General features: G+C 40.6%; 18 protein-coding genes, 1 tRNA gene and 1 pseudogene. 12 read left to right on the top strand and 8 right to left on the bottom strand.

Translation table 11 applies throughout. From position 1 onward, the window contains the following. Positions 1 to 168: 168 nt before the first annotated feature. The 6 genes from crcB to JW841_07765 all read left to right on the top strand — a co-directional run bounded on the left by crcB (position 169) and on the right by JW841_07765 (position 2,658). On the top strand, positions 169 to 552 hold the full coding sequence (gene crcB, locus JW841_07790; protein ID MBN1960833.1) for a fluoride efflux transporter CrcB: 384 nt from the start codon (positions 169 to 171) through the stop codon (positions 550 to 552). Between the two features lie 24 nt (positions 553 to 576). Then, positions 577 to 951 (top strand): DUF190 domain-containing protein, encoded by a 375-nt coding sequence (locus tag JW841_07785; GenBank protein ID MBN1960832.1) that lies wholly within the window; start codon positions 577 to 579, stop codon positions 949 to 951. 270 nt (positions 952 to 1,221) lie between these two features. Then, complete coding sequence (locus tag JW841_07780; protein ID MBN1960831.1) at positions 1,222 to 1,449, top strand: helix-turn-helix domain-containing protein; 228 nt, start codon at positions 1,222 to 1,224, stop codon at positions 1,447 to 1,449. Positions 1,450 to 1,518: 69 nt separating this feature from the next. Continuing rightward, the gene (locus tag JW841_07775; GenBank protein ID MBN1960830.1) at positions 1,519 to 1,764 is read left to right on the top strand and encodes a DUF433 domain-containing protein; all 246 of its coding nucleotides are present in this window, start codon (positions 1,519 to 1,521) and stop codon (positions 1,762 to 1,764) included. Continuing rightward, the gene (locus tag JW841_07770; GenBank protein ID MBN1960829.1) at positions 1,761 to 2,129 is read left to right on the top strand and encodes a DUF5615 family PIN-like protein; all 369 of its coding nucleotides are present in this window, start codon (positions 1,761 to 1,763) and stop codon (positions 2,127 to 2,129) included. The genes JW841_07775 and JW841_07770 overlap by 4 nt, the downstream gene beginning before the upstream one ends. Before the next feature lie 328 nt (positions 2,130 to 2,457). Continuing rightward, positions 2,458 to 2,658, top strand: a complete 201-nt coding sequence (locus JW841_07765) for a hypothetical protein (protein MBN1960828.1) — start codon at positions 2,458 to 2,460, stop codon at positions 2,656 to 2,658. Here JW841_07765 and JW841_07760 read toward each other — a convergent pair whose 3' ends face one another. The 5 genes and pseudogenes from JW841_07760 to JW841_07740 all read right to left on the bottom strand — a co-directional run bounded on the left by JW841_07760 (position 2,659) and on the right by JW841_07740 (position 4,679). Beyond that, on the bottom strand, positions 2,659 to 2,892 hold the full coding sequence (locus JW841_07760; protein ID MBN1960827.1) for a DUF2442 domain-containing protein: 234 nt from the start codon (positions 2,890 to 2,892) through the stop codon (positions 2,659 to 2,661). Further along, positions 2,892 to 3,161, bottom strand: a pseudogene (locus JW841_07755) (DUF4160 domain-containing protein). Before JW841_07755 ends, JW841_07760 begins: the two are co-directional and overlap by 1 nt. A 118-nt stretch (positions 3,162 to 3,279) precedes the next feature. Beyond that, positions 3,280 to 3,357, bottom strand: a tRNA-Pro gene (locus JW841_07750). 311 nt (positions 3,358 to 3,668) lie between these two features. Then, positions 3,669 to 4,019: a hypothetical protein gene (locus JW841_07745; GenBank protein MBN1960826.1), complete on the bottom strand. Its 351-nt coding sequence runs from the start codon at positions 4,017 to 4,019 to the stop codon at positions 3,669 to 3,671. A gap of 90 nt (positions 4,020 to 4,109) precedes the next feature. After that, complete coding sequence (locus JW841_07740; protein ID MBN1960825.1) at positions 4,110 to 4,679, bottom strand: helix-turn-helix domain-containing protein; 570 nt, start codon at positions 4,677 to 4,679, stop codon at positions 4,110 to 4,112. A gap of 140 nt (positions 4,680 to 4,819) precedes the next feature. Here JW841_07740 and JW841_07735 point away from each other — a divergent pair, with 140 nt between their 5' ends. Then, on the top strand, positions 4,820 to 4,960 hold the full coding sequence (locus JW841_07735) for a hypothetical protein (GenBank protein MBN1960824.1): 141 nt from the start codon (positions 4,820 to 4,822) through the stop codon (positions 4,958 to 4,960). Between the two features lie 51 nt (positions 4,961 to 5,011). Then, positions 5,012 to 5,734, top strand: a complete 723-nt coding sequence (locus tag JW841_07730) for a rhomboid family intramembrane serine protease (protein ID MBN1960823.1) — start codon at positions 5,012 to 5,014, stop codon at positions 5,732 to 5,734. 22 nt (positions 5,735 to 5,756) lie between these two features. Here JW841_07730 and JW841_07725 read toward each other — a convergent pair whose 3' ends face one another. From JW841_07725 to JW841_07715, 3 genes are all read right to left on the bottom strand, one after another. Then, positions 5,757 to 6,419: a hypothetical protein gene (locus JW841_07725; GenBank protein MBN1960822.1), complete on the bottom strand. Its 663-nt coding sequence runs from the start codon at positions 6,417 to 6,419 to the stop codon at positions 5,757 to 5,759. Between the two features lie 9 nt (positions 6,420 to 6,428). After that, positions 6,429 to 6,989, bottom strand: coding sequence for a hypothetical protein (locus JW841_07720; protein ID MBN1960821.1), 561 nt, complete (start codon positions 6,987 to 6,989; stop codon positions 6,429 to 6,431). Between the two features lie 129 nt (positions 6,990 to 7,118). Continuing rightward, a complete protein-coding gene (locus JW841_07715; protein ID MBN1960820.1) occupies positions 7,119 to 7,895 on the bottom strand; it encodes a DsbA family protein in 777 nt (258 codons plus the stop codon). 141 nt (positions 7,896 to 8,036) lie between these two features. On the opposite strand from JW841_07715, the gene rsmD reads away from it, so the two are divergent. Genes rsmD through JW841_07695 form a run of 4 tightly spaced genes read left to right on the top strand, consistent with a single transcriptional unit; the run spans position 8,037 to position 9,996 of the window. Continuing rightward, a complete protein-coding gene (gene rsmD / locus JW841_07710; protein ID MBN1960819.1) occupies positions 8,037 to 8,600 on the top strand; it encodes a 16S rRNA (guanine(966)-N(2))-methyltransferase RsmD in 564 nt (187 codons plus the stop codon). 5 nt (positions 8,601 to 8,605) lie between these two features. After that, positions 8,606 to 9,094: a pantetheine-phosphate adenylyltransferase gene (gene coaD / locus JW841_07705; protein ID MBN1960818.1), complete on the top strand. Its 489-nt coding sequence runs from the start codon at positions 8,606 to 8,608 to the stop codon at positions 9,092 to 9,094. A gap of 31 nt (positions 9,095 to 9,125) precedes the next feature. Continuing rightward, positions 9,126 to 9,572: a PDZ domain-containing protein gene (locus JW841_07700; protein ID MBN1960817.1), complete on the top strand. Its 447-nt coding sequence runs from the start codon at positions 9,126 to 9,128 to the stop codon at positions 9,570 to 9,572. A gap of 19 nt (positions 9,573 to 9,591) precedes the next feature. Next, positions 9,592 to 9,996 (top strand): YjbQ family protein, encoded by a 405-nt coding sequence (locus tag JW841_07695; GenBank protein ID MBN1960816.1) that lies wholly within the window; start codon positions 9,592 to 9,594, stop codon positions 9,994 to 9,996. Positions 9,997 to 10,144: the final 148 nt, after the last annotated feature.

The raw sequence follows: 10,144 nt of genomic DNA, 5'->3' as shown, positions 1-10,144 counted from the left end.
TGATCTCATCTCTGTAATTGATCGATTTTATTAGGCTTTACTGGATGCCCTCTTTCGAGGGCATGACGTAGAGAGTTTTACGTAACTTCTCGTCATTCCTACGAAAGTAGAAATCCAGTCTCGATAAAAGTGAAAAATGAGACTAAGAGTCAGCGCAATGGAGAGGTGATGGAACGATTTCTTTGGATATGTTTCGCAAGTGCAGTTGGTGGCGGTACTCGCTATCTCGTGTCGAAATGGGTGATTAGAGCGTTGGGTTCTGCATTCCCTTACGGCACACTGGCGGTTAACTTCTTAGGCTCATTTTTTCTCGCTGCCTTGATGTTCATTGGGCTCGAAACAGTGATGATATCACCCACTCTTCGTTTAGCACTGACTACCGGTATGATGGGTGGGTTCACAACGTACTCGACATTCAGCTACGAAACGATGCGTTATATCCAAGAAGGTGCCTGGGGTCTCGCAATCGCGAATGTATTTATTACAGTCATCGCATGCCTTATGGCGTGTCTGTTAGGGTGGGCGGGCGCTAGATGGTGGCTTGGAGCCTAATTTGAAAATCGAGAGGAATCGCCCATGCGTATACTGAATGGCGAACAGTATTTAGTGAGAATTTTCATCGGTGAATCAGACAAATGGCATCATCAACTGCTTTACGTTGCTTTACTTGAGCGGCTGCGCAAGGAGGGCTTTGCTGGTGCGACAGTCTTTCATGGAGTTGCGGGTTTTGGTGCTCGGAGCGTCCTTCATACGACACACCTTTTGCGGCTGTCAGAGGATTTGCCCGTCGTGATTGAGATCGTTGACTCGGTCGAAAAGATCGAGCACATGACGGAGATCCTTGGCGAGATGGTGTCCGAGGGGCTGGTAACGATGGAGAAGGTTAGTGTACTTAAGTACACGCCGGGCAACCGGCCACTAAAACCTGTACGCCCTCAAGAAGAACCTTAAATAAAGTGTAAGGGAGGTATTCGGAAAATACCGAATTGCCCATACCTAACTCAACCATTAAAGGTGATAGACAAGGTCAACGTTCTATTAAATTAAGCCGCTCATATCGGGTAATTTATACACAAGATGACTCTATCGAAATTATTACTATAAGCAATAACAGGCGTTGTTGATGGCTTAACACCTGTTAGTACTGGCTCGTATCCTGTTGATAATGCTAGATTTACTGATGATGATAATTTACACACGTTAGCTTCAATTACACTAGATATGACACAGTTTTGTGCGCCGGTTGTGCGGCCTGAGCAACAACTTGAGCTAGTGCCAGAGGCACTGCTTACAGTTAAAAATGTGGCGCAGCGACTTGGAATTAGCACAAAAACGGTTTACAAATTGTGCTATTCTGGTGCTTTGCCTCATGTACGAATTATTGGGTCTATTAGGGTTCAGCCTGCGGATTTAGATGCGTTTGTGGCGGCTAGGGGTAAAGGCAAATAATTCGACCTTAGTGCAAATAAACCCAGGTATAGACTTTATGTTTGCAGATTTAGATTGTATTCTAATCTTATGACGTTTCAGAATTTTGACCGCATTACTTCAACGCCAAATGTTCTCGGCGGCAAACCGTGCATTCGCGGCATGCGCATTAGTGTGCAACGTGTGCTTGAAATTTTGGCCGATAATCCAAGCTGGGACGAAATTAAAAAAGATTACCCTGAGCTTGAGCCTGAAGATATTAGGCAGGCGTTGTCATTTGCTGCGTTAAGTCTATCTGAAGATAAGTTTGTGCCACTTGATAGCCTGGTAGCATGATTAAACTCGTGCTTGATATGGGCTTGCCTCGTACTGCCGTAGTCGAGCTACGTGAACGCGGCTTTGTAGTTGAGCATGTGGCTGACATTGGAATGGCTTGTGCTGCTGATGAAGAGATTTTGGCTTATGCAATTGATTGCAATGCGGTAGTTATTACGCTTGATAATGATTTTGCTCGCTTAGTTACACTACCTCATTATGCAAAACCTTCTCTAATACATATTCGCATAGCTCGCGTAACCCGCGACCTTTTAATTGAAATAGTAAGTAATCTGGTGCCAAGTATTGAAAATGAGTTGGTTGCAGGTGCTGTTGTTTCAGTAAATGAACGCGGTGCTAGAATTCATAAGCTACCGGTAATGTAAAACTATTGTCACTATTCAGGTCATAAATCAAGTAAGGCCCGCGTCCTCGGTACAACTCTTTCGTCTTCGCTGGTAGTCTTCGATAAAGGCAGCATTCACAAACGACTTTGGGTACCGAATGAATGCAGTATTTCTCCTGTAGCTGCATGACGCTAAGCTCAAGAGCTGTACCTTCGTCTGCGCGGGTAATTATTATGTATCTTTATCAATCTCGAGTGGCCCCAAAAAAAACAAATTTAAAAGTACTTTCATCGTTAGGACCAGCGAAGTGAGCGAGGCACCAAAGAAGTTTTATATTGCATATAAACTAACGCAAAACTTTGTCTGTATGGAGATTAAAAAGAGAAAAGTGATATTGTATTTAAAACTCAATCCCAAACAGATTAAAAACCTGCCTAAAAACGCCCGCGATGTGCGCGAGATTGGTCATTACGGTACAGGTGATTTAGAAATCACCATTGTATCAGCAGCCGATCTTGAAAGCGCCCAAGAATGCATTCGTTTGGCATTTGCAAATGTTGGGGGGTAATTAAGATATTTTGGCATCTAAAAATAAAGTATCGGCACTGAGGTCAGCTCCGCAGGGCCATTCAATAAAATAACCGCCATTGCGAACACGTTTAAATTCAGTCAAGTCGGTAAGTGGCATAAAGGCTTCACAGTTGAGTAATGGTTTCATGTCAAAAGTTTTAATATCATTGCTAGAGAAAGTAACTGTAAGAGTCCAATCATCTGCAGCTATAACTTTGGTTACTCTATACATTACTCAAGTCCTTTTATTTTGAATGTTGGCGTTCCTTCTACGGCTAATTTCCAATCAGCAAGAAGCTCATCTCTATGAATTTCAATCCATGCTGCAACCAGCCTATCCTTGTTTTTTGGGAAGTTCGCCTTCAATAACCTCGCCGTCATCGATTGCATAGACAGCAATTTTGTCTTGAAACTCAGCATGAATATGTGGTCGATGATGTTGACGATTATCACGGAAAATAGCCGAATTACTATGCCGTAAAACATTGAAATTACTGGCATTGTTTCATCATATATTCATAAATTAGGTAATAGACTTTTTACTGGATATAAATATTTTAACGTTTGTTTACGATAATGGCTATGCAAAGGATGCGGTATGGCCCGGAAAATACCCAATTGGTCGGGGCGGCGGGATTCGAACTCGCGACCCCTTGCTCCCAAAGCAAGTGCTCTAACCAGGCTGAGCTACGCCCCGACTTTGGCGCGCCACATAATACGTCCGCGTATAAGTTTCAACCCAATAGTGTTCATTATAGTAACAAATCAATCAAAATAATGCTTTCAAGGCCTGTTCAAGATTCTTAATGATTTTTTTAAGAAATGATTCAAAATGATTAATGTCTTCAAAAGATAAACCATCATAAAAAAGTTCATTCATAGTTATTGATGCTTTTGTATATGCATCATGCATTTTATAGTTTTTCTCAGTTAATTTAATCACTTGGCGACGTTTATCATAAGGGTCGCGATCGCGGCGTATTTGCCCAGCTTTTTGGCAAATTAAGGTTACTGCTGTTTAGATAAAAAAAGTAGATTCTCAATAGCTTGTGCTAAAGATTGCACACTCACTGGCTTATCAATTCGATACGGATAATTAATATGTTCAGCAGAACTGACAACAAGTACAGGTTTTTTACATTCATCTAATACCCGAGCACCACCGCCATTGGGCATGATCCAATCAGTAACTACTATATCCGCTTTCTCATATAATGCAGCGGCAGCAATTGGACCAACCGCAGTTATTACTTCCCAGCCTAAGAAAGTGCGAAGCGCTGAGGATAACACGCGTAAGGCCACGGTTTCATCATCTACTAATAGAACTGTTGGTGGTTTTTCTGGCATCCCTGTTTTCATGAATATATACGTAACAAAAATTGTTATATATGTCACTAAATAAGTGAGAACAAGGAAAGTTAATGAAAGTAATAATCTTTGCAGCGGAATTTAGGCGCGTTTAATCCATAAAACTGGTGATGCCCAGCGTATTTGCACACCAATGATCTCTGGACCTCGATAAGATGTTAGGGTGAAAAGTGTAGGGTCAGGTCCTGGTATTATTCTTTTTACGTAAGTAAGTCCATCGACTAATTGTAGGATACAATCACGGTAGAGGCATGCTTGGGGGTCAAAAGTATCGGTTGGGATAAAAAATAATAAATCTCCCTCACGATAAACTGGCCACATTGAATCGCCACGTACGCGCAGTACAGAAGCTTCTAAAGGCGGTGGTTCTATACGTTCAAGCTCGCCATCATCAAAATTTAATACTTTTTCTCCAGCTCCAACATAACCAACAAGTGGTACAGACATAGCTTCAATGTCGCCAAGCTCTGGAACTAAATCTAAGGGACGACATTCAAAAGCTTTGCCAAGTTTTATTAGCCATTCTGCATCTAAACCGGTTATGCCAGCTTCTAATCGGCCATAATGTTGTTTACTGGTGCCAACACGTTGTGCCGCCTCAGTTTTATTCAGCCTAAGCTGTTCACGTCGCTCTGCAATTCGATTTCGCATTATGGGTAACATTGGAGCATATTGTCATACAGGTCAGTCACTAATGAAGTTAGTAGAGTAACTCGTCAAGCTATTTTATAAGAAGATTTAATAAGAAGATACTTGACAAATTGCATTATAAATAGCTTTGTTATAGCAATATGCGCCGCTTATGGATTCGTATTATATTTGCCTTAATTGCAGTAATAAGCCTTCCATGGTGTTGGTGCGGTAATGATGGGCCACCAAGACCACCAAAAGCAAGTGTGCCAAATCAGCCCTTAAATAATCCTAAAAATTAATCAGTCGTTCAACTCATTGACTAATAGTAAAACTCAAGCAAAGTAGTAATCGTGCCAACTAACAAAGCAAATTTCAGTTTTAATTTAGGTTCAGGCGGAGTTGGGCCAGTTACGAAAATTTTGCTTATTGCTATTTTAGTACTTTCTCTAGGCGCTTCTATTGGTGAGCGAAAGTTTGGCTTTGGTATCAGTATGCTAGATTTTCGTATCGATAACGTGTTGGCGGGTGAATTATGGCGCCTAGTTACTTACCCATTTGTTGAAGGTTCACCGTTTGGGCTGATTTTGAGTATGATTGTTTTGTGGTTTTTTGGAAATTGGTTTGAGCAACGTTGGGGTGCACGCGATTACATTCGCTTTTTTGCAATATCCTCAATTGGAGCGGCGTTACTGGCTATACCTTTAAGTTATATATTTAATTTCATTTTGCCTTTTACAGATTTGGGTGTTGCACAGGGACCAGATGCGGCTTTAGATGCAATGCTGGTTGCAATGGCTTTTAGTTCTGCAGATTCAAAAATATTATTTGGTTTTATTTTGCCTATGCGGGCAAAGACACTAGTGTTTTTATTGTTAGGGATAGTCATAATTTTTGGTATTCAAACTGGTGCTGCAACTTTATCGATTCATGTGGGCGGTATGATAGCTGGTTATTTATTAGTTACTGGCAAATGGCGTCCATCATATTTAATTTCAAAAATACGTCGTCAGCAAAAACAACGTCGTAGTCGTGGATTATATGTAGTGCCACCACGAGATCGCACTTTAAATTAGGGGGTATCCCTAAATATAACTTCTAATTATTGTTACCACCGAGTTTGCCAAGATCAATAGGTTGAGGATTTTTTGGCTTGGTCGGTTCTTTTACCTTTGGCTGAGGTAGATTTAATTTGATGCCAGTAAGCATAGCTTCAATATTGCGAGCTAACGGTGTATATAATTCTGTGCGTCCAACTACAGTAATCGCAATTCCGCGACCTTCTAATATTATAAAGGTCGAGAGTTGGGTAATGGCTGCTTCACCAGCAAGCAAGATGTACTCATGTCTGACACGATAACCTTTTTGATTGTTAATTTTTATAGGCTGTTTATTAACGCTTTCGATGCGAATATTACCGTTTTTTTCGAGCAAAGCTAATTCGCGTAGGTTTTGCTTTAGAAAATCATCGAGTTTAACGTTTTTAGTCTTTTTTGAGTCAACCACAACATCCATGCGTGGAGAGCCAGTCACACTATGTTGTCGAATTAATCGTAAAGCAATACCACTATAAGTAGGATCTTCATCAGTAGTAGCATAATCTTGTATCCAACCTGGTTGTCGCGGAAGTAGCAGCTTGGTGCCTGGAACTACAAAATAATCAGAGTTTTCGCCTTGGCTACAGTTTGAATTGGCAACGCAGTAAAATATTATTACGACAAGTCTGGGCCACGATATTGCAAGCAGCCGCTTAAGCCACATATTACACCGTCAACGAGATCGTTTTATAGTAGTAGATTTTATTTTACGGCGTACTATTTTTTTCTTACTTGCGGTCTTTTTGGCAGCTATTTTTTTAATCGAACGAGATTTAGTTTGTTTTTTGGTTTTTTTAGTTAACCCAACACCAATTGCTGGACCACTATTGACAGAAGAATTTGTTGGTTTCATTGGGCCAAGATTGGCCAAGGTAAGCAACTGCATCATTCGAGCAATATGAACCAGGTGTAGATAAAAAGCTGCAAGTTCGGCATAGTTTTTAATATTGTCAAGACAATCAGCAATAAAGCTAATAATTTCTGCCGAATCACCTGCAATCGATTCTAAACGATCAGCTACAAAATCTCGCTCACGGCTACCAAATGGCGCGTCGGTATTTTCACCTAAACGCACTAAACTGCGAACACGCAACGCCAGACGAGAAACCAACTCGGGACTAAGCCCCGCACGATGGAGTAGGCCAGCAGTATCCATGGCTCCATCAAGGACTTCATTACGAAGTCCGCCTTTAAGCCCTGATTTATACCAACCACCGTGCAAATATATGGTCATGCTATTAGGGGTTTACCTCTTGAAGCGTCTTCATGCAAGACAATGAACATGATCAATATTATTTGGTCATGTTCATTGTTGCAAATTTAGTAGCGACTAGCCAGCATAAGTTGTTCAATGCCACTGAATTTACAAAGATTTTTTGCCTTTTTCGACGATTTGTTTTTCGTAGTATTCGCTCTTAGCCACACCGCTGTCTTTTGCTTTTTTTAGCTCAGCATCAATGAGTGCCTTAAATGCTGGGAAGGGTTGAGCACCCGATAGAAATTTTCCATTAATGAAAAAGGCTGGTGTGCCGCGGGCGCCGAGCCTAACTGCTAAAGTCTGATCAGATTTGATTTGATTGCTGTATTTATTTGATGATAGGCAGTTTTTAAATTTATCGATATTTAGCCCAATTGTTTTAGCTTTGGCTTCAAGTCCCGCATCATCAAGGCTTTGCTGTTCAGCAAATAGCAAGTCGTGCATTTTCCAGAATTTACCCTGTTCGTTGGCACAAGTGGCAGCGTTGGCTGCTGGTAGGGCTCTATTATGAAAAGGTAGTGGGTTATGTTTAAAAACAAAACGTATGTCATTACTATACGTTTTTTCAATTTCTTCAAGCGTAGCTGTTGCCCGTTTACTAAAGGGGCATTGAAATTCAGAAATGATTACTAGGGTTACTAAAGCATCATTGGGACCTTTTACCGGTGAATTATCAATTGGCACAGAATATACCGTATCACGATCAGGCCCACGAGGACGCTGTGGTCGCTGTTGAGCTGCGCCAGCACGTGATAAGGAATCAAGTTTTGCTAGAATTTTTTCTTGATTTTTTTTAATTTCTTCGATTTCACCCCTGGTCACGCACGCACTTAAAACTAAAGCGGAAGCTATTAGTATAAGGCGTCTGACGTTATAGCTCATGGCAATACCTCCAAAAAAATAAAGTATTTAATTGGTTCATTGTCGATGCTGATAGGCTATGTCAAGTCGAGCTATAAGAGTTTTGTAATAATTATTGAGTTTTAATATTTTGTTTAAAAAAGCTTGCGTAATTATGAGGGCATGCACGACATTAGTATAGTGCGAATTATTGCTGGTATAGCGCGCGGTCGTCATCTTATTGCTCCTAAAGGCATGGATACGAGACCTACACCTGATCGGGTACGAGAATCATTATTTTCTATTCTAGCCATGCAAATTGAAGGTGCACATGTATTAGACCTTTTTGCAGGTACAGGCGCTTTAGGTCTTGAAGCGTTGTCACGTGGTGCCCAAAAAGTCACTTTAGTTGAGCATTCTCGCAAGGTATATCCAGTACTCAAACGTAATATCGCCACCGTAGCGCTACCTGGTGTTGAACTTTTTATTATGGATGCATTGCGTGCATTAACTCATTTTGCTTCGTTGCAATTTAGTTTCAATTTGGTGTTTCTTGATCCTCCGTTTGCCCAAAATTTAATTGAAGCGAGCTTAATAGAACTAGTGAAACAAAATTTGCTGCTTCCAAATGCTCTTATCGTATGCGAACATCTAGGCAAAAGACTACCACCTTATGCACCTGATGTACTGAAATATAAAGAAACACGTGAGTTTGGAGATGTAGCACTTAGCTTTTTTGAGGCATGAAACCAATGCATGAATCTACTCTTGCACTATATCCTGGATCTTTTGATCCAATAACTAACGGGCATATCAATATAATTGAACGAGGATTAAAAGTTTTTGATCGATTAATAGTTGGTGTTGCTACCAATATTAGAAAGCAACAGCTTTTTTCACCAGAAGAACGAGTAATGATGATTAAAGAAACAATTGGTACAAATAGCAAAGTCGAAGTTGTAGCATTTGATGGATTACTTGTTGATTTTGCACGCAGTCGTGGCGTTGCCGCAATATTACGAGGTTTGCGGGCAGTATCTGATTTTGAATTTGAATTTCAGATGGCTCATATGAATAGGCGCTTAGGCCCAAATATTGAGACGGTGTTTATGATGACCGGCGAAGACCATTTTTATGTGTCTAGCCAATTAGTGCGCGAGATTGCTCGTTTTCAAGGTGATGTTTCAGGAGTAGTCCCAAAACCAGTTGCTGAGCGTTTACATCAGCATTTTAATAAATAATCGAATCTTGCCATCCAAGGGGCTAATAGCAATGGCAATGTTTACAGCCTTAAAACTGTTAAGGCGTCGTATGCAAACGATTAGCCTAAGATATTATCATCTGCCAATAGATATTTGTATAATCAGTGTATTATTTTTTGTGCCAGCATGTCGTACCCGCATCATCGATGGGTTTCCTGGTGACTTTACTGGTGTCGGTCTTGAAATAAATATTGCTACTGATGGGCCGCGAGTGGTTAAAGTGATTAATGGTGGTGCCGCCGCAAATGCTGGTATGCAAAGTGGTGATCTGATAGTTGCAGTAGATGATGACGATATGCTTAATAAAAATTTGGGTGATGTGGTTATGAAATTACGTGGCAAACCTAAAAGCCAAGTTGCGGTTACCGTAGAGCGTAAAGGTCGACGCATTATTTTTGTTATGCAACGTCAACAAATGCAGAAAACCAATGGAACCTATCGTGCTATAGAAAATTAAACAAATTGAGACTACACTCATGCGAAAGACTATTAAAGTTAAAACCACTAATCGAGAAGGTTTGTATGATATTACTAGTGAAGTCCGCGATTTTGTTGCGGTGACTGACATCATCTGTGGCTTAGTAAATGTCTATGTACGTGGCGCAACAGCTGCCATAATGATTCAAGAAAATTGGGATAAGTCAGTACAGAGTGATGTTATTACTTTGTTGCGCAAACTCATTCCGCAGGGTGTATGGCAACATGACACTCAAGATGGTAATGGCGATGCGCATTTAAAATCAGGTCTTATCGGCCCTTCTGTGACTATACCAATAGCTGATAGCGAATTATTACTTTCAACATGGCAAAATATTTTTTTATGTGAATTTGATGGTCCACGTGACCGACGAGAAATTGTATTAACAGCGTTTGGTAACTAGCGGTTATTAGTGGGTGTCCCCTAATAAAAAGTAAAAATTTAATATATTTTGAAACCGATCCATCTGTGCCTGGATATTAATAGTAAAATGTAAAAGTAGGATTACGGATACTTTATGGATAGCCGACAGCAAGAAAGTGAAATTGTGC

Source organism: Deltaproteobacteria bacterium (genome assembly GCA_016931625.1).
Lineage (GTDB): Bacteria > Myxococcota > XYA12-FULL-58-9 > XYA12-FULL-58-9 > JAFGEK01 > JAFGEK01.
The sequence above is the reverse complement of the archived record's forward strand: the minus strand, read 5'-3'. Positions and strand labels throughout refer to the sequence as shown.

Excerpts from the sequence above, each read along its gene's own strand:
- crcB (MBN1960833.1), top strand. The coding sequence starts at position 169 with ATGGAACGATTTCTTTGGATATGTTTCGCAAGTGCAGTTGGTGGCGGT.
- JW841_07785 (MBN1960832.1), top strand. The coding sequence starts at position 577 with ATGCGTATACTGAATGGCGAACAGTATTTAGTGAGAATTTTCATCGGT.
- JW841_07780 (MBN1960831.1), top strand. The coding sequence starts at position 1,222 with ATGACACAGTTTTGTGCGCCGGTTGTGCGGCCTGAGCAACAACTTGAG.
- JW841_07775 (MBN1960830.1), top strand. The coding sequence starts at position 1,519 with ATGACGTTTCAGAATTTTGACCGCATTACTTCAACGCCAAATGTTCTC.
- JW841_07770 (MBN1960829.1), top strand. The coding sequence starts at position 1,761 with ATGATTAAACTCGTGCTTGATATGGGCTTGCCTCGTACTGCCGTAGTC.
- JW841_07765 (MBN1960828.1), top strand. The coding sequence starts at position 2,458 with ATGGAGATTAAAAAGAGAAAAGTGATATTGTATTTAAAACTCAATCCC.
- JW841_07760 (MBN1960827.1), bottom strand. The coding sequence starts at position 2,892 with ATGTATAGAGTAACCAAAGTTATAGCTGCAGATGATTGGACTCTTACA.
- JW841_07745 (MBN1960826.1), bottom strand. The coding sequence starts at position 4,019 with ATGAAAACAGGGATGCCAGAAAAACCACCAACAGTTCTATTAGTAGAT.
- JW841_07740 (MBN1960825.1), bottom strand. The coding sequence starts at position 4,679 with ATGCGAAATCGAATTGCAGAGCGACGTGAACAGCTTAGGCTGAATAAA.
- JW841_07735 (MBN1960824.1), top strand. The coding sequence starts at position 4,820 with ATGCGCCGCTTATGGATTCGTATTATATTTGCCTTAATTGCAGTAATA.
- JW841_07725 (MBN1960822.1), bottom strand. The coding sequence starts at position 6,419 with ATGTGGCTTAAGCGGCTGCTTGCAATATCGTGGCCCAGACTTGTCGTA.
- JW841_07720 (MBN1960821.1), bottom strand. The coding sequence starts at position 6,989 with ATGACCATATATTTGCACGGTGGTTGGTATAAATCAGGGCTTAAAGGC.
- JW841_07715 (MBN1960820.1), bottom strand. The coding sequence starts at position 7,895 with ATGAGCTATAACGTCAGACGCCTTATACTAATAGCTTCCGCTTTAGTT.
- rsmD (MBN1960819.1), top strand. The coding sequence starts at position 8,037 with ATGCACGACATTAGTATAGTGCGAATTATTGCTGGTATAGCGCGCGGT.
- coaD (MBN1960818.1), top strand. The coding sequence starts at position 8,606 with ATGCATGAATCTACTCTTGCACTATATCCTGGATCTTTTGATCCAATA.
- JW841_07700 (MBN1960817.1), top strand. The coding sequence starts at position 9,126 with ATGGCAATGTTTACAGCCTTAAAACTGTTAAGGCGTCGTATGCAAACG.
- JW841_07695 (MBN1960816.1), top strand. The coding sequence starts at position 9,592 with ATGCGAAAGACTATTAAAGTTAAAACCACTAATCGAGAAGGTTTGTAT.